The following is a 22,922-nucleotide window of genomic DNA, read 5'->3' as shown; positions in this document are numbered from 1 at the left end:
TTAAGGGGCAGCACCGTGTCTGAGTCGTACGACTACGACGTCATCGTCATCGGATCGGGCTTCGGCGGGTCCGTCTCGGCGCTGCGACTGACCGAGAAGGGCTACCGCGTCGGCGTCCTGGAGGCCGGCCGCCGTTTCACCCGCGAGAGCCTGCCGAAGAACAGCTGGGACCTGCGCAACTACCTGTGGGCCCCGGCCCTCGGGCTGTACGGGATCCAGCGGATCCACCTGCTCGGCAACGTGATGGTGCTCGCGGGCGCCGGTGTGGGCGGCGGCTCGCTCAACTACGCCAATACCCTCTACGTGCCGCCCACCGCCTTCTTCGAGGACCGGCAGTGGGCGTCCATCACCGACTGGCGGAGCGAGCTGGCCCCCTACTACGAGCAGGCCAAGCGGATGCTCGGGGTGCGCCTCAACCCGACCATGACCCCCTCCGACGTCCACCTGAAGGCGGCCGCCGAGAAGATGGGCGTCGCGGACTCCTTCCACATGGCCCCGGTCGGCGTCTTCTTCGGGGACGGCGACGACGCCGCCGGTCAGCCGAAGGTGCGGCCCGGCGAGGAGGTCCCCGACCCGTACTTCGGCGGCGCCGGTCCCGCCCGCAGGGCCTGCACCGAATGCGGCGAGTGCATGACGGGCTGCCGGCACGGCGCGAAGAACACCCTGAACGAGAACTACCTGCACCTCGCCGAGCGCGCCGGCGCCGTCATCCACCCGATGACCACCGTCACCGCGCTCTCCGACCACCCCGAGGGCGGCTACCGCGTCCGCACCGTCCCCACCGACGGCCGCCGCCGGGGCCGCGCCAAGGTCCTACGCGCCCGTTACGTCGTCGTCGCGGCCGGTACCTACGGCACGCAGACCCTGCTGCACACGATGAAGGACCGCGGCGAACTGCCGCGCCTCTCGCAGCGGCTCGGGGAGCTGACCCGGACCAACTCCGAAGGGCTGGTCGGCGCGCAGACCGACGACCGCCGCTACCGCAAGCGCCACGGCGCGGGCCCCGGCGCGGGCCCCGGCGCGGGCCCGGGCAAGGAGCAGCGCGCCGATTTCACCCGGGGCGTGGCGATCACCTCCTCGGTGCATCCCAACGCCGACACCCACATCGAGCCCGTGCGGTACGGCCGGGGCTCGAACGCCATGGGGTTCATGACCGTCCTCCAGGTCCCCCACAGCAAACACCGGGTCCGTGCCTGGCTTGGCCGGACCGTGCGGCACCCGCTGCAGCTGGCGCGGTCGCTGTCCAACCGGCGCTGGTCGGAGCGGACCATCATCGGCCTGGTGATGCAGTCGCTGGACAACTCGCTGACCACGTACCGCAAGCCCGGGGGGATCGGGAAGGGCCTGCTCACCGCCCGCCAGGGGCACGGCGCCCCGAATCCGGTCCAGATCGCGGAGGCCACGCAGGCCGCGACCCTGCTGGCCGAGGAGATCAACGGCTTCCCGGGCAGCAACATCGGCGAGCTGATGGGGACCCCGCTGACCGCACACTTCCTGGGCGGCTGCCCGATCGGCGCCTCGCCCGAGGAGGGCGTGGTGGACCCCTACCACCGGCTCTACGGGCACCCGGGCATTTCGGTGGTGGACGGTTCGGCCGTGTCCGCGAACCTCGGGGTGAACCCGTCGCTGACGATCACGGCGCAGGCGGAACGGGCGATGTCGTACTGGCCGAACAAGGGCGAGCGCGACCCGCGGCCCGAGCAGGGGGCGGCGTACGTGCGCCTGGACGCGGTGGAACCGGTCCGTCCGGCGGTCCCCAAGGAGGCCTTCGGCGCGCTGCGGCTGCCGTTCCTCGCGGTCCCGGAGATTCCGCCGCGCCGATCCTGAGCGATCCGGAATCAGTTGTGTGACAGCGGTGGGTACCGCGCTCCCCCTCCGAGCGCGGTACCCACCGCGGTACATACGTGACAGATGTTCAGCCTTGATGGTTGTACCGGAATCCCGCGGGGTGGTCTGTGGTGTCGATCACACGGTGAAGTGTGCAACTGGGATTGATGTTCGACAGTCAACGGCTGCATGAGAAAGCGCATCTCTTTGCTGGCTGCCGGTGGCCTGGTGGCCCTGGGCCTGGCCACCACTCCCGCACACGCCGCGGACCCCGTCTTCACCCTGGCCGGACCGGCCGGGATCGGTCTGCGCCCGCACCCCGGGCAGAGCGGTGAGCCGCAGAAGACCTCGGTGGCGTTCCGGATCGTCAACGACACCACCAAGACGTTCGACCGCCAGAGCACCTTCACGATCGACCTCGCCCCGCTCAAGGGCATCGCCGACGTGACGCTCGCCAAGGAGCAGCAGGGCGCGAACTGCACGCTCGCGGAAGCGACCGTGACCTGCAAGCGCTGGGCCCTGTGGACCGGCGAGACCACCGTCGTGGACCTGGACCTCAGCGCGGCCAAGGACAGCAAGGTCGGCCGGACCGCGGACCTGACCCTGACCGGCCGGGCGGAGGGCGCCACCTTCAAGGCCGCCACCACCAAGGTCCGCGTCGGCGGCCCCGACCTGGTGCTGGACCGCGCCGATCTGAAGGCGGAGCTGAAGCCGGGCGACAAGCAGAACCTGCCGATCATCTTCGCCAACGAGGGCACCGACCCGGTCAACGGCGTCGTGCTCGAAGTGCGCACCACGCACGGCATCGGCCTGGTCGAGCAGTACGACAACTGCTCGTACTCCGAGGACAGCGCCGCCGGCCAGCCGTGGAACACGGGCTGGAGCACGGTGCAGTGCCTGCTGGAGGGCGAGTACGAGCCGGGCGCGGTCTACGGCGTCGACGGCGCGCTGACCCTCAAGGCCGCCCCGCACGCCTTCATCGACGGGCTGACCTACGCGGTGTACGCCGCCGGCGACCAGCCGAAGTCGGGCAAGCACCGCACGCCCGCGGGCGGCAAGAAGCTGGCCGCGGCGAAGCAGGCCGGCAAGGCCTCGGCGCGGTCCGCGCAGCAGACCGGCGACCTCGACCCCTGGGACAACATCCAGGAATTCGACTTCGCGACGCGCAACACCGCCGACCTGGTGGCCACGGGGGCGTCCCTCAAGGGCAAGGCCGGCGAGACGGTCCGCGCGGACTTCGGCTTCCGCAACAACGGCCCCGCGTGGGTCGCGTACCTGCGCTCCGGTGAGGACGTCGCCCGGACGGACATCGTGATCCCGGCGGGCGCGAGGGCCACCCGGGTCCCGGCCGGCTGCACGGGCGTCAACGCGGACGGCAGCCACCGCGAGCAGGCTCTGGGTGCGCCGCGCTACTTCTGCTCCACGGGTCACGTGGTGGGGGAGGCCGCGACGTTCTCCTACCCGTTCGAGCTGAAGATCGAGACGGTCGTGGCCGACGCCAAGGGCTCCGTCACGGTCGGCCAGTGGACGCCCGAGGGCACCACGGGCCACCGCTGGGACCCGACCCCGGCCAACAACAAGGCGGCCTTCGTGATCAATGCGAAGGACGGCGGTCCGGCCCCGACGCCGACCACCTCGGTCAGCCCGACCCCGACCGCCTCCGCGACGGCCACCGCGACCGCGACGGCGAGCGCCTCGGCCACCGGTACCGGTACGGGTACCGGCACCACGGCGAACGGCGGCCTCGCCTCCACCGGCAGCTCCGCCGCGGCGATCGCGCTCGGAGGCGCGGTGCTCGTGGCCGCGGGCGGCGGGCTGTTCCTGGCGTTCCGCCGCAAGGCGGGCGGGCACGCGTAACGGCGCGACAGCGCAGAACGGCCGGCCCGGGGCGTCCCCGGGGCCGGCCGTCCTTATGCGGGGTGACCGGGCTGCTGTCCCCTGCCGTCCGGTCACGCGAAGGAGCGAGGTCCCACGACGCACGCTCCACGGGGCGTGCGTCTCATCGCTCCGGCGGAGCCACGCGTGGTGTTGCGGTTCCGCGGCTGGCTGACGCGGACATCCTCACCAACGAAGGGGCCCGGAGCCGGTCACGGTCCGGACGAGTGACGAACAGCCGCCACCCGGGGGCTCACACGCGGCCGCGGCACAGCTCCAGCAGGGTCATCGCGAGTGCGGTGCCGGGCTTGCCGAGGGCGTCGCTCCAGTGGGAGAGCACCTCCATCTCGCGCGACAGGTGCACCCGCCGCCCGCCGGACGTGATCCGGGCGTCCTGGATGACCGTGGAGACGGCCATCCGCTCCTGGATCAGCCCGATGATCCGGTCGTCGAGGGCGTCGATGCGCGCACGGGAGTCGGCGATGAGCTGCTCGGGGGTGGCGGTGATCGTGGTCATGGTCTCTCCTGAAGGTGTCTGCCGACAGGAGCGGAAAACGCAGAGCGCCCCGGTCCTGTCGGACCGGGGCGCTCTGGGAAGTCAGTGGCTCAAGCGAGCATCACGAGGACCCATGGCGACCGGACCGACCGGTGCCATAGGTAAAGAGGAAGCTCAGCTGCTTGCGCATGGGACGGATTTTGACATCCTCCCTCCCCAAAAGGGAAATGGGATTCCTGGCTCACGCTGCCCGGCGGACCGGCGGTCCGTCGGGTCTTCCGCGATCGACACCAGCCGGGTTGAGACCAGCCCGGACGAGCATCACGCGTGCGGAGTTTTTGTCCCTCGGTGAGACGGCTCCACACGCGGTGCAGGTGTAGGTACGTTCCGACAGCGGCAGGGCGTGCTTGGCTCTCGCTCCGCACCGTCCGCAGTCCATGGTGGTGTGCGCCGGGTTCACGAGCCGCAGGTCCCGGGCGTGCTTGCGCGCCATGTTGATGAGTTCATGCTTGGTGGCGGAGATCGCCGCGTCGGCCGCCTTGCGAGCCATGGTCGACTTCGCCAGGAACCTCGGCCGGAAGTCCTCCACAGCGATCTGGTCGAACTCCGTCACGACGCGCTTGGCCCACTTGCGGGCGGTGTCCTGGCGTTGCCGGGCGATCTTCTTGTGCGCCTTCGCGGCCAGCCGCTTTGCCGTGCGGTAGCCCTTCGAGGCCGCCCGTCCGGGCTTCGGCCTCCGTCGGGCCATCATCCGCTGATAGCGGGCCACCTTCCCAGCCGTCTTCTTCCCATGCTCGGGATGTCGGAGGTCGTGGGCGTCGCTGGTGGTGGTCGCTGTCTCCTTCACGCCCCAGTCGATACCGATCGCCCCGCCGGTCTCAGGGAGTGGCTGCCCTTCTGCCTGGACAACGAAGGAGGCGTACCAGTGGCCGAGGTTGTCCTGGTAGATGCGGACGCTCGACGGGTCGGCAGGGAGGTCGCGTGACCACACCACGGTCAGCCGTATTCCGCCCCCCAGGTGCAGTCGGCCGTCTTTCAGTCGGAAACCACGCCGGGTGTAATTGAGTGTCAGGCTGGCCAGGTCCTTCTTCTTGAACTGGGGCATCCCCGCCCGCCGCCGCATCGGCAGACCGGTCTTGACGTCCTTCAAGGCCTTCGAGTGTGCCTTGGTGAAGTCCCGGATGGTCTGCTGCTGGGGCATACAGCCACCCTGGCGCAGCCACTCGTGCTTGCTGCGCCAGCCGGTCAGCATCTTGGCAAGGGGCACGAAACCGCACTTCTCCCCGGCCGTGTGCGCAGCCCGAGATTCGGCCACGCACTGGTTCCACACCCAGCGACCGCGGTCCCACTCCGACAGCAGAGCCAATTGCGCGGTGGACGACACGCGCAGTCGGTAGCTGTACCTGGCGTACCCGGCCTCTCCGACTTCCCCCGCTGCCGCCATAACGCCAAGTTTTGGAGTTGCAGCCCGCTGTTCTCCCCGAAATCCTTGGGGTCCACACGAACGAGTGACCGATCGCACGCAGTGGCCGGCGGTCCCTTATTCAGCTGGTGTGACGCGCGCGTGGTCGGTGTACACGCGCCGGAACAGGTTGTGGCCGGTCCGCCCCGTGTGCCGCAGTGCCCAGTCCTGCGCTGCTCCTTGCTCGTCCTGTGGCCCGGACTCGGCCCCGCATCGGTACGCCGTGCAGAAGACCTCGTAGGTGACGCCGCCCTCCGGCGCGTGCTGGATGGTGTGTGCGACGTACCGGAGGACCGCTCGTGGGCTCAGCATCGGCTGCGCCCACGGTGAGCGACGATCTCCACATTGCAGTCCGACACAGCCGAGAGGTCACCCCGCCGGTGGGCCTCCGAGCGCTGGTTCGCCAGTGCCGCGCACACGTCGCAGCCTGCGGCCGGTTTCGGAGCCTCCGAAGGAAGTGACAGATGCACAGGTGGGCTCATGGTTGTCAGTGATGCCATGAACGGCACGCTAGAGAGCGTCGGTTGGGGCCACGCGAGACTATTCGCGATTATTCCTCTGCTGTGGTTGGTCATGCATCGACATTCCTGCGTGGCAGCCGACATCCTTTGAAGCGGAACTGGCGCGACGAAGGGGCAGGAGCAATGGCACGCAGGTTGCGCTTCAACGGCACAGGCAGCGGCGAAGGTGGCTGTCCCGCCGTGCATGAAGATCTCGACAGCGGAGAAGTCGTAGTCCACGGACCGCCGCTCACCGATCCCGATGACGTCGCCCAGCTGCGTCACCTCTCGCCAGGTGAGACGGCGATCGTGGTTCCGCGCGAACTGCTTGTCGACTTCGGCCCCAAGGAGGTCATCCGCGTGCCCCGCATCATCGACCTGGCTGCCTTCGGGAGGCTGTTCGAGAACTTCAAGCACACCGCGTGGCGGCTGGAGACGCGCTGCCGGTACGCCTCAGACGAAGCCACTGACACGTACGCCCAGTTCCTGCGGGGCGAGAGTCCGTCATGGGACATGGAAACAGCGTGGAGCACGACCATTCGGCAGAAGACATCAGGCGGAGCCACGGTTGGTCGTGTACGTGTTGTCGACAGCCGCCCGACTCCGGGGCAGCGCTACCTCATGGCTCACACCGAGAAGAACATCGCGCTCGGGGAGGAGATCCGCAATCTGTGGCGTGCGGACGCCGAGCGGCTGCGGTTGCCCACCGAGGATTTCTGGATCTTCGATTCCCGGCTCGTCGCTGTGCTCAATTTCGACGAGGGCGACAATCTGCTCGACGTCGAGCTGGTCACCGAGCCTGTCGAGGTCAATCGTTACGCCCAGGTGCGGGACACGGCCTGGCACTACGCCGTCTCGTGCGGGACGTTCGCCGCAGCACTGGCGGCAGCCGAGCAGCAGTGAGCGTGTGCAACCGGTGAGTACGGACTACCAGCAGGCGAGAGCGGCCCTCGGCGTGAGGCTGCGGGAGCTGCGTGAGGCCTGCCCCGGAATTCGGCTTACTGGTACGGCGCTGGCGGCGCGTCTTGGCTGGACTCAGTCGAAGGTCAGCAAGCTGGAGACGGGGCGGCAGACAGCCACGGCGGACGACCTGAGGGCGTGGGCGGCGGGGGTCGAGCAACCGGAAGCAGCGGAGGAGCTGCTGTCCCGGCTGCGCGGGCTGGAATCCAGGATCCGCTCGTGGCGCCGCCAGCTGGCCGGGGGACTTCGGCCTGTACAGGATGTGCACAACCAGGCGCAGGCGGACGCGCGTGTGCTCCGCGCGTGGGAATCGTCCTGGGTCGTCGGGGTGCTTCAGACGCCTGACTATGCGCGTGCGATCCTCAGCCGCTTCGCGGATCTGCATCAGACGCCCAGAGACATCGAAGAAGCCGTGCGTTCCCGGATGAAGCGGCAAGAGGGGCTGTACGACTCCGGAAAGCGCTACCGAATCCTGTTGTGGGAAGCGGTTCTCCATGCTCGGATCTGTTCGCCCTCGGTACTCAGCGCCCAGCTCGACCGACTGCACGGTGTGATCGGCCTCGACACCGTGGAACTGGGGATCGTCCCCCTCGGGGCGGCTCTGCAGATCCCGCCAGGACTCGGATTCTGGATCTACGACGACCGGCAGGTGGTCGTGGAGACCTGGCACGCGGAACTCTGGCTGGACGACACCGACAGCGTCGCCACCCACCTCCGGGCCTGGCAGGCCCTCCGTGAATCCGCCGCCTTCGGAGCGGACGCACAGTGCGTGATCAGCCGGGCACGTCGGGCAGTGGAGGCGCCGGGATTCGGATGGTGAGACGAAGAGGGCCCGGCGTCCCCCGTTAGAATCGACAAAACAGCCACCTCTTCCGCCGGAAGGCCGCCCCGTGCCAGAAGCACCCTCCGCCGCCCACGACAGCGCCCCGGACACGGTTCTCGTCGTCGACTTCGGCGCCCAGTACGCCCAGCTCATCGCCCGCCGCGTCCGCGAGGCACGGGTCTACAGCGAGATCGTGCCGAGCTCGATGCCCGTCGACGAGATGCTGGCCAAGAACCCCAAGGCGATCATCCTCTCCGGCGGTCCGTCCTCCGTGTACGAGGAGGGCGCCCCGCGGATCGACCGGGCCCTCTTCGAGGCCGGCGTCCCCGTCTTCGGCATGTGCTACGGCTTCCAGCTGATGGCCGTCACCCTCGGTGGCCAGGTCGACAACACCGGCGCCCGCGAGTACGGCCGCACCCCGCTGGCCGTCTCCAAGAACGGCTCCACCCTCTTCGAGGGCACCCCCGCGAACCAGTCGGTGTGGATGTCCCACGGCGACGCCTGCTCCGCCGCCCCCGAGGGCTTCGCCGTCACCGCGTCGACCGACGTCGTCCCGGTCGCCGCCTTCGAGAACGACGAGAAGAAGCTGTACGGCGTGCAGTACCACCCCGAGGTGATGCACTCCACGCACGGCCAGCAGATCCTGGAGCACTTCCTCTACCGCGGCGCCGGCCTCGCCCCCAGCTGGACCACCGGCAACATCGTCGAGGAGCAGATCGCGGCCATCCGCGAGCAGGTCGGCGACAAGCGCGCCATCTGCGGTCTCTCCGGCGGCGTGGACTCCGCCGTCGCCGCGGCCCTCGTGCAGAAGGCCATCGGCTCGCAGCTGACCTGCGTCTACGTCGACCACGGTCTGATGCGCAAGGGCGAGACCGAGCAGGTCGAGAAGGACTTCGTCGCCGCGACCGGCGTGCAGCTGAAGGTCGTCGACGCGCAGGAGCGCTTCCTGACCGCGCTCGCCGGCGTCTCCGACCCGGAGACCAAGCGCAAGATCATCGGCCGCGAGTTCATCCGCGTCTTCGAGCAGGCCCAGCTGGAGATCCTCCAGGAGGACGGCCCGGCGGTGGCCTTCCTGGTGCAGGGCACCCTGTACCCGGACGTCGTCGAGTCCGGCGGCGGCACCGGCACCGCCAACATCAAGTCCCACCACAACGTCGGCGGGCTCCCCGACGACATCGAGTTCGAGCTCGTCGAGCCGCTGCGCCAGCTGTTCAAGGACGAGGTCCGGATGGTCGGCCAGGAGCTCGGCCTGCCGGACGAGATCGTCCAGCGCCAGCCCTTCCCGGGTCCCGGCCTCGGTATCCGCATCGTCGGCGAGGTCACCAAGGAGCGCCTGGACCTGCTCCGCGAGGCCGATGCCATCGCCCGCCACGAGCTCACCGCGGCCGGCCTGGACCGCGAGATCTGGCAGTGCCCGGTCGTCCTGCTCGCGGACGTCCGCAGCGTCGGCGTCCAGGGCGACGGTCGCACCTACGGCCACCCGATCGTGCTGCGCCCCGTCTCCTCCGAGGACGCGATGACCGCGGACTGGACGCGCATGCCGTACGAGGTGCTCGCGCGGATCTCGACCCGCATCACCAACGAGGTGGCGAACGTGAACCGGGTCGTCCTCGACTGCACGAGCAAGCCCCCGGGCACCATCGAGTGGGAGTAGTCCCACCCGGATCGCCGTGAAGCCGCCGCCCGTCACCGCGGGCGGCGGCTTCGCCGTTTCTCTGGCCAGTTGGCAGGGCCCCGGGTACCTTGCGCGGCGAACCGAGCCGTCCGAGGGAGCGCCCATGCCGGATCAGCCCGTACCCGTGCCCGTGGAGCGGCTGGGGTTCGAGATGCCGCCCGTGCACGACACCGTCGAGGCGGCGCGCGCCCACCGCAAGGAACGGCTCGCCGAGGCGCTGCGGCTGCTGGCGCGCCTCGGCCACCAGGACGGGGTGGCCGGGCAGATCACCGCACGGGACCCGGAGTTCGAGGACTGCTACTGGGTGAACCCCTTCGGCCGGGCCTTCGGCGCGCTCACCGCGGACGACCTGCTGCTGGTCGACGGGGACGGCCGGGTGGTCCGGGGCGGGCGCCGGGTCAACCAGCTCGCCTTCGCCGTGCACGCGGCCGTGCACCGTCGGCGGCCCGAGGTGGTCGCCGTCGTCCGCGCGCAGGGCCCGTACGGGCGGGCGCTCGCGGCGCTGGGCGAGCTGCTGGCCCCGATCACCGAGGAGGCCTGCGCCTTCTACGAGGACCACGCGCTGCTCGACGAGTACTCCGGGGCCGACGAGCCGGAGCGGACCGCGCTCGCGCTGGGCCCGTACAAGGCGCTGATCCTGCGCAACCGGGGGCTGCTGACGGTGGGGGATTCGGTGGACGCCGCCGTCTGGTGGTTCATCGAGGCGGAGCGGGCCGCGCAGGTGCAGCTGATCGCCCGGGCCGCCGGGAAGCCGGTGCCCGTCGACCACCGCGCCGCGGCCCTGACGCGCGAGCGGTTCGGCTCCGATCTGGCGGCCTGGGTGAGCTACCAGCCACTCAGGGAACTGGTGGCGTCAACATCATGAACCGTTAATCACCTGCTCTGACATCGTGCGCAATCCGGAGCACTGTCGCAGTGGGGCACAATTCGCTGGCATTGCACCGTAGTTCAGAGAGGCGGCACGTCCGTGGCTGTCCAAGAGATGTCCCGAGGTACCCACACCACCTCCTGCGCCTGCGACGAGTGCGCACGGGAGGGCCACCGCCGCGCCGTCGCAGCGTTCCTGGAGAAGCGCGACGAGTTCGCCTCCGGCCAGGGCGTGCCGGCTGCCGTGGCCCACTCGCTCGGCGCCTCCCGGCAGTGGGTCTCCGACGAGCTGACCCTGTCCGCCCGCACCGTCGCCGACCGGGGCCGGGAGGCCGGGAACTCCTGGCTGTACCTGTTCTCCCGGCGGGCCGTCCTCGCCGTCTGGATCGCCGCCGGGGTCCTGCTGCTGGTGCAGGTCGCCGCTGCGCTCGGCACCGGCTGGTCCACGGCGCGCACCGCCGGGCTGCTGGCCGCCCTGGTGCTGGCCGGGCTGCTCACGGTCGCGGCCCGCGCCCAGTCGGTGCGCGGCGGGCTGCTGGCCCCGCTGGTCGGTGAGGACAACCGGCTGTCCACCTCCAAGGCGGTGCCCAGCGCCTGGGTGGTGCTGACGGCCTTCGCCACGCTGCTGCCCGCGCTGCGGCTGGCCGCCTCGGCGCCCGGGCCCGAGCGGCAGGCGCTGTACGCGGGCCTCGCGCTGGACCGGGCGCTGCCGCTGCTGGCGGTCGTCTCGCTGACCTCCGCCGTGGCGGTGCTGGTCCGCCGGGTGGTGTCCGTACGGATCATGAACCAGCGCTTGCAGAAGCTGCCGGCCGACCGTCCGCGCGGGGTGGACCTGCTGACGGACGATGCGGGCCGCGGAAGCTTCCCGGACGCCCAGTACGTGCTCGTCTCGACGGTCGTGCTCGGCTACGCCGTGGCCTCGCTGGCGCGCTTCCCGGACCGGTTGCCTCAGCTGCCGTGGGCGCTGGCCCTTCTGGTGGCGCTGTCCGCCGTGGTGTACCTGGCGGCGAAGTACGCGGAGGGCAGCCGTCCGCTGGTGCTGTCGGTGGTGCGCAGACGGGAGCCCGGGGACCTGGACGCAGCCGTCCGCCCCGGGGACGACATCGAGATCCGGGGCGTGGGCTTCGTACCCCCGGGGGCGCAGACGCCGGAGATGCTGGCCCGTCTGGTCGTACGGGTCGGGGCGGTGCACGTGCACGTGCCGCTGGTCCCGGTGGCGGGCGGATTCACCAATCCCTCCGACGCCGTGCTGACCGTGCCGGTCCCGGCGGAGGTGGAGCCGGGGCGCGTCGAGGTCCAGGTGGTCACGGCTGCGGGGGTGGAATCCAACCGCTGCACCATCGATGTTGCCGAGTGATCGGGGTACACATGTCCCGTGAACCGAACCGATGTTCTTGAGACCGATGCCCCGCGCGGCGTCGTGGGGCTGCGCGAGCTGGCCTCCCGGCACGCGCTGCTGCCCCTGCGGCTCTTCCTCGGCGTGACCTTCGTGTACGCGGGGATCGACAAACTGACCGACCCGGCGTTCCTCTCCGCCTCCGGAGACGGCTCCATCGGCGACCTGATGCGCGGGGTGCGCGACACCTCCGCGATCCCCGGCCTCGTGGACCTGTCGCTGAACTCGCCCGTCGGCTTCGCCGTCGCCCTGGCCATCGGGGAGATCCTGGTCGGCCTCGGGGCCCTGGTCGGCCTGCTGACCCGCATCGCGGCCGTCGGCGGAGCGCTCATCTCGCTCAGCCTGTGGCTCACGGTGTCGTGGGCGGTGACCCCGTACTACTACGGCAACGACCTGATCTACCTGATGGCGTGGACCCCGCTGATCCTCGCGGGGGCGCCCTACCTGTCGCTGGACTCGGTGATCCGGTCGCGCCTGTCCCGGCGCACGGCGTAGGTCACCAGCCCCACCAGCGCGGCCAGCGAGAGCCCGCCCAGGGTCATCGGAATGATCGCGAACCAGGGCAGGTCCGCACGACCGGTGCTGTCCAGCAGGTAGAACACGCCCGCCGTCACCAGGACCAGTCCCGCGATCAGCCGTCCCGGCTGGAACTCATGACGCCGCACGAGCCACCTCCACCAGTCCCAGACCCGCACTGAGGTGCAGGTCGATCGTTCCGCCGGCCTCGGTGCCGGCCGCCGGCGCCAGGGTCTCCGTACGGTTCTGCTCGCCGACCTGCTCGATCCGGTCCGCGCGGTCCCCGGGCAGCTGCACGTCGCCCGCGCGCCGGATGGTGACATCGGCCTGCGCGGTCACCTCCCGCGGCAGGACGACCTTGAGCCGGCCCGCTTCGATGGAGGCCTCGACGGCCACGGTGGTGCCCTTCGGCACGTCCAGCCGGCTCAGGTCCAGCGTGGCGAGCCCGGTGCCCGCCTCGTACACGGGCCGTACGTCGGCCACCGCGGCCGGACGCCATTCGACCCTGCGCCAGTCGGTGCCGACCTCGTGGGGCAGCACGGCCGCGCCCGCCAGCAGGCCGGAGGTGAACACGGCGAGCACGATCGTGCCGAAGCCGGTGCGCCCCGCCAGGGAGCTGACCGCGAGACCCAGACCGAAGACGACCAGCGCGGCGGCGAGCCCCGTCTGCAGCGCCCCGCCGAGCGGATTGCCCTCCCAGGTGGCGGCGGTCCCCGCGATCCCGGCCAGCAGCGCCAGCACGAAGACCCGGCCCCCGATGCCGCCGCGCGGGCGGGCCGGGGCGGCGGGCGCCTTCGCGGACGACTGCGGGGTGCGGCCGGCCACCACGGGGTCCGCGGTGTCGTCGGGCCCCCACAGGTAGCCCGTCCCGCCGACCGGGCCGGTCGTACCGTCCTTGACCAGCGGATCCCGCCACCAGGACGGGCCGCCGGGGGTGGGCGGCGCCTTCGTCTCCGGCGGGGCCGGCGAGTGCCCGGCGCGGTGGGCACTGCCGGCCGGATCGGGCGTCTGCGCCTCGGGCTGGAAGGTGTGCCGCTGCCGCTGCGACCAGTACGAGGCTCCGCCCAGCGCCAGGACGACCAGGACGGAGAAGGCCGCCAGCCCGCCGTTGTCCAGCATCGACAGGAACAGCGCGCAGCCCACCAGCGCGGCGAACACGGCCGCCAGCGTCGCGCCCTCGATCCGGCCGGTCAGCAGCTTCTTCGCCTCGCTGTCCTCCTCGCCGTCCTGGGGGAGCAGCAGCCACGCGAAGCCGTAGAAGATCAGACCGACGCCGCCGGTGACGGCGAGGACGCCGAGGACGATGCGGAAGACCACCGGGTCCAGGTCGAAGTACCGGCCGAGGCCGCCGCACACGCCCGCGAGGACCTTGTCGCGCTTGCTGCGGCGCAGGGGTGGCCTGGCATCGGCCGCCCGAGGGGCCCCCGGCTCGGCCGGCGGGGCGTCGTGTACTTCGGTCATGGGTCCATGGTGACGGGCCGCGGAAGCGGACGGCATCGGGCCCTACCCTGGTGCAACCCTGATATCCCCCCGGTACAAGTGGGGGGATGCCCTGATGACCGGCCCCCGCCGGGCGTGTGACCCTTGGTGACATGCCCGTAGCCGCCGCTCCCCGTACCCCGCACGCACCGGACGCCGACGAGGTCCCGCAGCGCAAGCTCTACCGCAGCGCCGACGGCCGGATGCTCGGCGGTGTCGCGCGCGGTCTTGCCGGGCACCTCGGACTGCCCGTGGGGTGGGTGCGCCTCGCCTTCCTGCTGCTGTTCATGTGGGGCGACGGGCTGGGCGTGCTGCTGTACGCCGCGTTCTGGGTCTTCGTACCGCTCGGCGTCGGCGGCCGGACCGGGCACCGCTCCTTCTTCGAGACCCTCCCCGACGGCAGTCGCCGGCTGCGCAAGCCCGACCGCGGGCAGATCACCGCGCTGATCGCCCTGTTCATCGGCGCGGGCATCTTCATCTCCAAGGTGCAGCTCGGCGGCGCCTCCGGCCGGTACGTGTGGCCGACGCTGCTGGTCGGGGCCGGGGTGGTGCTCGTCTGGCGGCAGGCCGACAACGCCCGCCGTGCCCACTGGTCCACGGCCGTCGGGCGGCACGGACGCCTCCTGCAGGCCGCCCGGGCCCTGGCCGGCGTCGCCCTGGTCGGTGTGGGCCTGACCGTGTTCATCGTCGTACGGGGCTCCGCCGCGCAGCTCGGCAACGTCCTCACCGCGACGCTCGCCGTCCTCGTCGGGGTGGCCCTGCTCGCCGGGCCCTGGCTGATCCGGATGACCCAGGACCTCTCCGAGGAACGGCTGATGCGCATCCGCGCCCAGGAGCGCGCCGAGGTCGCGGCCCACGTGCACGACTCGGTGCTGCACACCCTCACCCTGATCCAGCGCAACGCGGAGGACGTCTCCGAGGTACGCCGGCTCGCGCGGGCGCAGGAACGCGAACTGCGGAACTGGCTCTACAGACCGGAGGGCACCGGCAAGGACGAGGCGGAGGAGCCGGCCACCCTCGCGGAGGCCGTGAAGAAGACCGCCGCCGACGTCGAGGACCACCACGGCGTCCCGATCGAGGTCGTCGTCGTCGGCGACTGCCCGCTCGACGAGGGCCTGGCGGCGCAGATCCAGGCCGCGCGCGAGGCGATGGTCAACGCCGCCAAGTACGGTGGCGAGGGCGGGCCGGTACAGGTGTACGCGGAGGTGGAGGGGCGGACGGTGTTCGTGTCCGTGAGGGACCGCGGGCCGGGCTTCGACATCGACGCGGTACCGAGCGACCGCATGGGCGTACGAGAATCGATCATCGGCCGGATGCAGCGCAACGGCGGGACCGCACGGCTGCGGTCCGCGCCCGACGGCGGCACGGAAGTCGAGCTGGAGATGGAGAGGGCGGCGAACGCAGCATGACCGAGGCCGGAGAGAACGCAGGCACGGGGGAGACCAGGCGGGTCCGGGTGGTGCTCGTCGACGACCACAGGATGTTCCGTACGGGAGTGCAGGCCGAGATCGGCGAGACCGAACGCACGGGCGTCGAGGTCGTCGGTGAGGCCGCCGACGTCGACCAGGCCGTCACCGTCATCACCGCCACCCGGCCCGAGGTGGTCCTGCTCGACGTGCACCTGCCCGGCGGCGGTGGCGTCGAGGTGCTGCGGCGCTGCGCCCCGCTGATGGCGGCGGCCGTGGACCCGGTGCGGTTCCTGGCGCTGTCGGTGTCGGACGCGGCCGAGGACGTCATCGGGGTCATCCGGGGCGGGGCGCGCGGCTACGTCACCAAGACCATCACCGGGACCGACCTGGTGGACTCGGTCTTCCGGGTGCAGGACGGGGACGCGGTGTTCTCGCCGCGGCTGGCGGGCTTCGTGCTCGACGCGTTCGCCTCGACGGACGCGCCGCCGGTCGACGAGGACCTGGACCGGCTCACCCAGCGCGAGCGCGAGGTGCTGCGGCTGATCGCGCGCGGGTACGCGTACAAGGAGATCGCCAAGCAGCTCTTCATCTCGGTGAAGACGGTCGAGTCGCACGTCTCCGCCGTGCTGCGCAAGCTCCAGCTGTCCAACCGGCACGAGCTGACCCGCTGGGCGACGGCCCGCCGCCTGGTGTGACGGATGCCGTCCGACCTGCGGTGTGACCGACACCGCAGGCGGACCGGGCAACCGGGAGCGCGCGCGCCGCCCTCTACGGTGGCGTGATGAGCTTGACGGGGACACCCTTCTTCGTGGCGGTGATCGCCCTGACCGCGATCGCCGTCATCCTTCCGCTGGCCGTGTGGAGCAAGGTGCGCGGCCCTGCCGTCGTACGCACCGTCCTGCGCGCGCTGATGGTGGTGTTCGCCCAGGTCACAGCGGTTGCAGTGGTCTTCGTCGCCGTCAATCGGGCCGAGCACTTCTATGCCTCCTGGGGCGACCTGTTCGGCACCGGCAAGTACGTCACCGCCGCCCCCGACCTCGGCCCGGACGGGCTCGGCGGCAAGAAGGTCGAGGAGGCGCCGAAGGTCAAGCAGGAGTTCCAGCCCGTCGAGGGGCTGGGCGGGCGGGTCAGGAAGACGGAGCTCGACGGCAAGATCTCCGGAGTCAAGGGCGACGTCATGGTGTGGCTGCCGCCCCAGTACGACGACCCGGCCTACAAGGACAAGAAGTTCCCCGTGGTGGAGCTGATCCCGGGCATACCGGGGACAGGGAAGTCCTGGTTCCAGGGCGTCAAGGCCCACGAGGTGCTGGAGCCGCTGATGAAGAGCGGCAAGGTGCAGCCGTTCATCCTGGTCTCACCGCGCGCCATGCTGGTCGGCAACGGGGACACCGGCTGCGCGAACATCCCCGGCAAGGTCAACGCGGACAGCTGGTTCAGCGTCGACGTCCGCAAGATGGTCGTCGACAACTTCCGAGCCTCGGACGACTCCCGCACCTGGGGCGTGGCCGGCTACTCGGCCGGCGCCTACTGCGCCGCCAAGCTGGCGATCCTGCACCCCGACCGCTACAGCGCGGCCGTCTCCCTGTCCGGCTACAACGACCCCGGCCAGGAGCCCTCCTCGCTGGTCGCCCAGGATCCGACGCTGCGCACCACGCACAATCTGAAGAACCTGCTCAAGGCCGCCCCCGCGCCGCCCGCGGTCTCGCTGTGGATGTCGGGGGCCGAGCACGACGGCTACCTGTCCGGCACGGACCTCAAGGCGATCGCGAAGAGCCCGACGGTGGTGCACGCGGAGAAGGTGGTCGGCGGGCACAACCTCGAATCGTGGTCGAAGCAGCTGCCGCAGACCTTCGGCTGGCTGAGCACCGTGGTCAAGAAGCCGTAGGCGTCGCGCAGCGGTACGGGTCGCGAGGCCGTACGGGTCACGAGGCCGTACGGGTCACGAGGCCGGTACGGGTCACGAGGCCGGTACGGGTCATGCGGGGCGGGAGGCGCCGGCCCAGGGCATCGAATCGATCGGTGCGAGCCGGACCGTCGAGCCGGGCCGCGGGGCGTGGATCATCTGGCCATTGCCGACGTAGAGGCCGACGTGGGTGACCCCGGAGTAGAAGAACACCAGGTCGCCGGGGGCCAGCTGGTCGCGGGAGACGCGCCGGCCGGCGTTGATCTGGGTGTAGGTGGTGCGGGGCAGCGAGACCCCGGCCGAGCGCCAGGCCGCCTGGGTGAGGCCGGAGCAGTCGAAGGACCCCGGGCCGGTCGCGCCCCAGACGTACGGCTTCCCGATCGCGGTGTGCGCGAAGGCCACGGCGCGGGCCGCGCGCGAGCCGTCGGACGGGGGCGGGGGCGTACTGCTCCTGGGGGCGCCGGGCGCGGCGGGTGCGTTCGGTGCGGCGGCCGGGCCGCCGGGCGACTGGGCCTCGTAGGCGGCCCGCTCCTCGGCGGTGAGCCGGGCCAGCAGGTTCTTGGCCGCGGTGAGCTTCCCCTCGATCACGGCCTTGTGCCCGGCGATCTCGTCCTGCTTGGAGCGGAGGTCGGCGAGCCGTCCGGCGGCCTGGTCCCGCAGCTTGCCGACGTCGTCCAGCCGACGGCGCACGGTGCTGATCCCGGCGGCGTTGCGGTCGCCGGCGCGGGCGATGAAGGAGGCCTGGGAGAGGTACTCCTGCGGGTCGGACGCCAGCGCGAGCCGCACGGTGGTGCCCAGGGAACCGCTGCGGTACTGGGAGGCGGCGAGCGTTCCGAGCGCGCTGCGGGCGGTGTTCAGCTGGTCGGTCTTGCGGGCGGTCTCCTCGCGCAGTCCGGTCAGCGCACGCTCGGCCTCGTCCGCCTGCTCCTTCGCCCCGTTGTACCGCTCGGTCGCCGCCTCGGCCTCCTCGTAGAGCCGGTCCACCTCGGACTTGACCTGGTCGGGTGTCAGTCGGGGGTCGGCCTGGGAGGTGCCTTCGAAGGCGGTGGCGGTGGCAGCGCCCGCGAGGGCGAGGGTGGCGGCGGTCGTCCGTGCCGGGCCGCCGGAGAGCGTGCGCTGCCTGGGCTTTCGATGACTGGCCACGAGGGCCTCACGTCCTTCCTCTGTCGGTGCTTGGAGGAGGACGCTAGACCCGCAGGTAACGGGCGGATGACGGGATGACCGTAAGTGGCTCGATATGACCGGAGCTGGCTGCCCGGGACCGGAGCGGATCGTTCCGGTGTGGGTCAGTGCCAGAGAACGGCGATGAAGATGTTGATCACGGTCAGCCCGCCGACCGTGCCGAACAGCGCCTTTTCCACCTGCTCCTCGTCGCGCTTGACGTAGACGAGGCAGAGGATCACGAAGAGGATCGCGAGCTTCACGCCGACCTTGATGTTGTTGACGGGGTTCCCGTCCATCTGGTTGAGGCCGACGAGCACCACACCGGTCACCAGCATGGTGAGCGCGCCGTGCAGCATGGCGGGCGTGAAGCGGGCGGTGCCCGTGCTCATCGCCTTCATCTGCGTCAGGAAGCCGCCGAGGAGGGAGGCGATCCCGATGATGTGCAGGCCGATGAAGACATTGATGAGTACGTCCATGGCGTCGAGCGTACGGGGTGGTATCCGGCGGATTTCCACCGGTCACCGCAGTACCGGGGCCGACCGGATCGGCCGGGGAACCGGGTCGGCCGGGGAGCCCGGTCAGCCCGGTCAGCCGAAGAACGTGGTCAGTTCGGCGACGACGGTCTCCGGCCGCTCCTCCGGGAGGTAGTGGCCGCTGCCGTCGACGCGGACGACCCGGGTGTCGGTGCCCAGCGCCGGGACCGCGGCGAGCAGGCGTTCGTAGTTGCTGTGCTCGCCGCCGAGCGCGAGCAGCGGGGCCGTGACGGGGGAGTAGCCGGCGAGGTCGTCGATGTCCTGGCGGAAGGCCCGGTACCAGGCGTTGCCGGCCCGGATCGCGTCCGGGGAGTCGTACGCCCGGGCGTACACCGCGCGGGAGCGGGCGTCGATGGAGGCGGGGTCGGTGGTCATGGCCGCGAACAGCCAGTCCAGCAGCAGGTTATAGCGGCCGGCGAGGAGCTGCTCGGGCAGGCCCTGCACCTGGTTGAAGGCGAACCACCACAGGTGGCGGGCCTCGGGCCGGGGCAGCAGGGGCATCTGCGCCCAGGCCTCCTCGGGGTGCGAGACGTCGAGGAGGGCGAGCCGGCGGGTGGCCCCGGGGTGGTTGGCGGCGTGGGCGTAGGCGACCATCGCGCCGATGTCGTGCCCGGCGAGATGCGCCGAGCCGATGGAGAGGTGGCCGAGGAGGGCGTGCACGTCGGCCGCCATCGTCTTCTTGTCGTAACCGGTGTCGGGCTTGGCGGAGCCGCCCATGCCGCGCAGGTCGACGGCGATCACCCGGTACCGGCGGGCCAGGTCCGGCAGCACCTTGTGCCACTGCCACCAGGTCTGCGGCCAGCCGCCGAGGAGGACGAGCGGTTCGCCGCTGCCGCCCTCCACGTAGTGCAGGCGGGTGCCGTTGACCTCGGCGTGGTGGCTGGTGAAGCCGCCGTCGAGGGAGGCGGCGAGAGAGGCGTCGTCGAGAGGGGTGGAGGGGGCGGTGGGGGCGGTGGGCATGCGAAATCCTCACGGAAGGGTGCACGGTGGATGACTGTTCGAAGATCTCGAACGATCTGAATGTACGAGATCTTCGAATGGTTTGGCAATGTCTGTCCGTACGAGAACTGCGTACAGTGAGGGCATGCCTGCCGCAGCCGAGCCGACCCACCCCGCCGCCGACCGCATCGAACTGGTCGAGGTCCTTGCTGCGCTCGGACATCCCGTCCGCCTGGAGATCGTCCGCAGACTCGCCTCCGGACGGGAGGCCTTCTGCGGCGAGGTCGTGCCCGACCTGCCCAGGTCGAGCGTCACGCACCACCTCAAGACGCTGCGCGAAAGCGGTGTGATCTGCCAGCGCCCCCAGGGCCGCAGGCTCTACCTCGCGCTGCGCCGCGACGACCTCGAACGCAGCTTTCCCGGCCTGCTGGCGATCGTGCTGGGCGACGTCCCCGCGGCAGGGGAATTTCCCGCGGCGGAACCGGCTGTCGGTCCCGCACCCTAGACTCGGATGGCGATGAGCAGCCTCTTTGACGACAGTTTCCTGGCGGACCTCACCCCCTCCGACGAGGTCCCGCCGCCGCCCGAGGACCACGCCGCCCCGGAGGCGGGCGCGGACGACCTCTTCGGGGGGCGGTTCGACGTACCCATGAGCGGGGACGCGTACTACCGGGACGGCGCCCCCAGGCCCGTCATCGACCCGGCGGCGCTGCTCGACGGCCTGAACACCGAGCAGGCCGCGGCCGTGGTGCACGCGGGGTCCCCGCTGCTCATCGTGGCCGGCGCCGGCTCCGGCAAGACCCGGGTGCTGACCCACCGCATCGGCCACCTGCTGGCCGCGCGGAACGTCCACCCGGGTCAGATCCTGGCGATCACCTTCACCAACAAGGCCGCCGGCGAGATGAAGGAGCGCGTCGAGGGTCTGGTCGGCCCGCGCGCCAACGCCATGTGGGTCTCCACCTTCCACAGCGCGTGCGTGCGCATCCTGCGCCGCGAGTCCAAGCGGCTCGGCTTCACGTCCTCGTTCTCGATCTACGACGCGGCCGACTCGAAGCGCCTGATGGCGCTCGTCTGCCGCGACCTGGACCTGGACCCGAAGAAGTTCCCGCCGAAGGCCTTCAACGCCAAGATCTCGAACCTGAAGAACGAGCTGATCGACGAGGAAGCCTTCGCCGACCAGGCTGCAGGGGGCACCTCCCAGACGGAGTCCGGGGGAGGCTTCGAGAAGACCCTGGCCCAGGCGTACGCGATGTACCAGGGGCGGCTGCGCGAGGCCAACGCCCTCGACTTCGACGACATCATCATGACCACGGTCCACCTGCTCCAGGCCTTCCCGGACGTCGCCGAGCACTACCGGCGCCGCTTCCGGCACGTCCTCGTCGACGAGTACCAGGACACCAACCACGCGCAGTACACGCTGGTGCGCGAGCTGGTGGGCACCGGCTACCCGGACCTGCCGCCGGCCGAGCTGTGCGTGGTGGGTGACGCCGACCAGTCGATCTACGCCTTCCGCGGCGCGACCATCCGCAACATCCTCCAGTTCGAGGAGGACTACAAGGACGCGACGACGATCCTGCTGGAGCAGAACTACCGCTCCACGCAGACGATCCTCTCCGCGGCCAACGCGGTCATCGAGCGCAACGAGAACCGGCGCGCGAAGAACCTGTGGACCGAGGCCGGCACCGGCGCCGTCATCACCGGCTACGTCGCGGACACCGAGCATGACGAGGCCCAGTTCGTCGCCGACGAGATCGACCGGCTGACGGACGCGGGCGACGCCAAGGCCGGCGACGTAGCGATCTTCTACCGGACCAACGCGCAGTCGCGCGTGTTCGAGGAGATCTTCATCCGGGTCGGACTGCCCTACAAGGTCGTCGGCGGCGTCCGCTTCTACGAGCGCAAGGAGGTCCGCGACGTCCTCGCGTACCTGCGCGTTCTGGCGAACCCGGAGGACAACGTCCCGCTGCGGCGCATCCTGAACGTCCCCAAGCGCGGCATCGGCGAGCGCGCCGAGGCGATGATCGACGCCCTGGCGATGCGCGAGAAGATCACCTTCCCGCAGGCGCTGCGGCGCGTGGACGAGGCCTTCGGCATGGCCGCGCGCTCCACCAACGCGGTGAAGCGGTTCAACGTGCTGATGGAGGAGCTCCGCACGATCGTCGACTCGGGCGCGGGCCCGGCGGTGGTGCTGGAGGCGGTACTGGAGCGTACGGGCTACCTCGCCGAGCTCCAGGCGTCGACCGACCCGCAGGACGAGACCCGGATCGAGAACCTGCAGGAACTCGCGGCGGTGGCGCTGGAGTTCGAGCAGGCGCGGGAGGCCGCGGCGGCGGAGGCCGCCGAGACGGGGGCCCCGGCTCCCGGGTCCGGCACCCTGGCCGAGTTCCTGGAGCAGGTCGCGCTCGTCGCCGACTCCGACCAGATCCCGGACGAGGACACCGAGGGCACGGGCGTCATCACGCTGATGACCCTGCACACCGCCAAGGGCCTCGAATTCCCGGTGGTCTTCCTGACCGGCATGGAGGACGGGGTCTTCCCGCACATGCGGGCGCTGGGCCAGACCAAGGAGCTGGAGGAGGAGCGCCGCCTCGCGTACGTGGGGATCACCCGGGCGCGCGAGCGGCTGTACCTGACCCGCTCCAGCATGCGCAGCGCGTGGGGCACGCCCTCGTACAACCCGCCGTCGCGGTTCCTGGAGGAGATCCCCACGGAGTACCTCCAGTGGAAGCGGACGGGCGCCACGCAGAAGCCGGCCGGTCCGATGCGGAGTTCGGGGTACGGATCGTCGTCGTCCGGTTCGGGGAAGGCGACCTTCGGCACCTCGCCGGAAGCGTTCCTGTCCTCGTCGCGGACGAGGTCGGGCCCGTCCGGGTTCGCGACGCGGCGGGCCGCCGACAAGCCGGTCATCGCGCTGGTGGTCGGGGACCGGGTCACGCACGACCAGTTCGGGCTGGGCACCGTTATGGAGGTCAAGGGGGCGGGCGCGGACGCGCAGGCCACCATCGACTTCGGGGACGACAAGCCCAAGCGGCTGCTGCTGCGTTACGCGCCGGTGCAGAAGCTGTAGGGCGCGGGGGTACGGCGGGCGACCGCGCGGC

General features: G+C 70.9%; 21 protein-coding genes. 13 read left to right on the top strand and 8 right to left on the bottom strand.

Annotation, left to right across the window (positions count from 1 at the left end; all coding sequences use genetic code 11):
• The first annotated feature begins 15 nt into the window (after positions 1–15).
• Both IE257_RS19995 and IE257_RS19990 read left to right on the top strand, forming a co-directional pair.
• Positions 16–1,827, top strand: coding sequence for a GMC oxidoreductase (locus tag IE257_RS19995; protein WP_189970536.1), 1,812 nt, complete (start codon positions 16–18; stop codon positions 1,825–1,827).
• A 189-nt stretch (positions 1,828–2,016) separates the two neighbouring features.
• Entirely contained in the window at positions 2,017–3,684 is a 1,668-nt protein-coding gene (locus IE257_RS19990; protein WP_189970534.1) for an LPXTG cell wall anchor domain-containing protein, read from the top strand.
• A 271-nt stretch (positions 3,685–3,955) separates the two neighbouring features.
• Here IE257_RS19990 and IE257_RS19985 read toward each other — a convergent pair whose 3' ends face one another.
• From IE257_RS19985 to IE257_RS39620, 3 genes are all read right to left on the bottom strand, one after another.
• Entirely contained in the window at positions 3,956–4,219 is a 264-nt protein-coding gene (locus IE257_RS19985; protein WP_189970532.1) for a chorismate mutase, read from the bottom strand.
• 220 nt (positions 4,220–4,439) lie between these two features.
• Positions 4,440–5,642 carry an RNA-guided endonuclease InsQ/TnpB family protein gene (locus IE257_RS19980; RefSeq protein WP_189970530.1) on the bottom strand — a complete coding sequence of 401 codons (1,203 nt, stop codon included), beginning with the start codon at positions 5,640–5,642 and terminating at the stop codon, positions 4,440–4,442.
• A 96-nt stretch (positions 5,643–5,738) separates the two neighbouring features.
• A complete protein-coding gene (locus IE257_RS39620; RefSeq protein ID WP_397733098.1) occupies positions 5,739–5,972 on the bottom strand; it encodes a DUF7848 domain-containing protein in 234 nt (77 codons plus the stop codon).
• Between the two features lie 332 nt (positions 5,973–6,304).
• Here IE257_RS39620 and IE257_RS19975 point away from each other — a divergent pair, with 332 nt between their 5' ends.
• The 6 genes from IE257_RS19975 to IE257_RS19950 all read left to right on the top strand — a co-directional run bounded on the left by IE257_RS19975 (position 6,305) and on the right by IE257_RS19950 (position 12,376).
• Entirely contained in the window at positions 6,305–7,063 is a 759-nt protein-coding gene (locus IE257_RS19975; protein ID WP_189970528.1) for a DUF6879 family protein, read from the top strand.
• Between the two features lie 13 nt (positions 7,064–7,076).
• Positions 7,077–7,940 carry a helix-turn-helix domain-containing protein gene (locus IE257_RS19970; RefSeq protein WP_189970526.1) on the top strand — a complete coding sequence of 288 codons (864 nt, stop codon included), beginning with the start codon at positions 7,077–7,079 and terminating at the stop codon, positions 7,938–7,940.
• 70 nt (positions 7,941–8,010) lie between these two features.
• Complete coding sequence (guaA, locus tag IE257_RS19965; RefSeq protein WP_189970524.1) at positions 8,011–9,597, top strand: glutamine-hydrolyzing GMP synthase; 1,587 nt, start codon at positions 8,011–8,013, stop codon at positions 9,595–9,597.
• A 124-nt stretch (positions 9,598–9,721) separates the two neighbouring features.
• Positions 9,722–10,483 carry a class II aldolase/adducin family protein gene (locus tag IE257_RS19960; RefSeq protein ID WP_189970522.1) on the top strand — a complete coding sequence of 254 codons (762 nt, stop codon included), beginning with the start codon at positions 9,722–9,724 and terminating at the stop codon, positions 10,481–10,483.
• A gap of 102 nt (positions 10,484–10,585) precedes the next feature.
• Entirely contained in the window at positions 10,586–11,842 is a 1,257-nt protein-coding gene (locus IE257_RS19955; protein ID WP_189970521.1) for a hypothetical protein, read from the top strand.
• An 18-nt stretch (positions 11,843–11,860) separates the two neighbouring features.
• Positions 11,861–12,376 (top strand): TQO small subunit DoxD, encoded by a 516-nt coding sequence (locus IE257_RS19950; RefSeq protein WP_189970519.1) that lies wholly within the window; start codon positions 11,861–11,863, stop codon positions 12,374–12,376.
• Here the strand turns inward: IE257_RS19950 and IE257_RS19945 are convergent.
• Together IE257_RS19945 and IE257_RS19940 are read right to left on the bottom strand one after the other, a co-directional pair.
• On the bottom strand, positions 12,322–12,546 hold the full coding sequence (locus tag IE257_RS19945) for a hypothetical protein (RefSeq protein WP_189970517.1): 225 nt from the start codon (positions 12,544–12,546) through the stop codon (positions 12,322–12,324). The genes IE257_RS19950 and IE257_RS19945 overlap by 55 nt on opposite strands.
• A complete protein-coding gene (locus IE257_RS19940) occupies positions 12,533–13,858 on the bottom strand; it encodes a PspC domain-containing protein (protein ID WP_189970515.1) in 1,326 nt (441 codons plus the stop codon). Before IE257_RS19940 ends, IE257_RS19945 begins: the two co-directional genes overlap by 14 nt.
• A 131-nt stretch (positions 13,859–13,989) precedes the next feature.
• Here IE257_RS19940 and IE257_RS19935 point away from each other — a divergent pair, with 131 nt between their 5' ends.
• The 3 genes from IE257_RS19935 (at position 13,990) to IE257_RS19925 (ending at position 17,170) form a co-directional block, all read left to right on the top strand.
• Positions 13,990–15,285 carry an ATP-binding protein gene (locus IE257_RS19935; RefSeq protein ID WP_189970513.1) on the top strand — a complete coding sequence of 432 codons (1,296 nt, stop codon included), beginning with the start codon at positions 13,990–13,992 and terminating at the stop codon, positions 15,283–15,285.
• On the top strand, positions 15,282–15,980 hold the full coding sequence (locus tag IE257_RS19930) for a LuxR C-terminal-related transcriptional regulator (RefSeq protein ID WP_189970511.1): 699 nt from the start codon (positions 15,282–15,284) through the stop codon (positions 15,978–15,980). The genes IE257_RS19935 and IE257_RS19930 overlap by 4 nt, the downstream gene beginning before the upstream one ends.
• An 86-nt stretch (positions 15,981–16,066) precedes the next feature.
• On the top strand, positions 16,067–17,170 hold the full coding sequence (locus IE257_RS19925; protein ID WP_189970509.1) for an alpha/beta hydrolase: 1,104 nt from the start codon (positions 16,067–16,069) through the stop codon (positions 17,168–17,170).
• Between the two features lie 90 nt (positions 17,171–17,260).
• Here the strand turns inward: IE257_RS19925 and IE257_RS19920 are convergent, their stop codons facing one another.
• From IE257_RS19920 to IE257_RS19910, 3 genes are all read right to left on the bottom strand, one after another.
• Positions 17,261–18,331 (bottom strand): C40 family peptidase, encoded by a 1,071-nt coding sequence (locus IE257_RS19920; RefSeq protein WP_189970507.1) that lies wholly within the window; start codon positions 18,329–18,331, stop codon positions 17,261–17,263.
• Positions 18,332–18,474: 143 nt separating this feature from the next.
• Entirely contained in the window at positions 18,475–18,828 is a 354-nt protein-coding gene (locus IE257_RS19915; protein ID WP_189970505.1) for a hypothetical protein, read from the bottom strand.
• Between the two features lie 111 nt (positions 18,829–18,939).
• Positions 18,940–19,845: an alpha/beta fold hydrolase gene (locus tag IE257_RS19910; protein ID WP_189970503.1), complete on the bottom strand. Its 906-nt coding sequence runs from the start codon at positions 19,843–19,845 to the stop codon at positions 18,940–18,942.
• A 124-nt stretch (positions 19,846–19,969) separates the two neighbouring features.
• Between IE257_RS19910 and IE257_RS19905 the strand changes: the two genes are divergently transcribed.
• Positions 19,970–20,329, top strand: coding sequence for an ArsR/SmtB family transcription factor (locus tag IE257_RS19905; RefSeq protein WP_189970501.1), 360 nt, complete (start codon positions 19,970–19,972; stop codon positions 20,327–20,329).
• Positions 20,330–20,341: 12 nt separating this feature from the next.
• Complete coding sequence (pcrA, locus tag IE257_RS19900) at positions 20,342–22,891, top strand: DNA helicase PcrA (RefSeq protein ID WP_189970499.1); 2,550 nt, start codon at positions 20,342–20,344, stop codon at positions 22,889–22,891.
• The last annotated feature ends 31 nt before the right edge of the window (positions 22,892–22,922 follow it).

Origin of the sequence: Streptomyces avidinii, from assembly GCF_014650695.1 — a bacterium.
Taxonomy (GTDB): domain Bacteria; phylum Actinomycetota; class Actinomycetes; order Streptomycetales; family Streptomycetaceae; genus Streptomyces; species Streptomyces avidinii.
The sequence above is the reverse complement of the archived record's forward strand: the minus strand, read 5'-3'. Positions and strand labels throughout refer to the sequence as shown.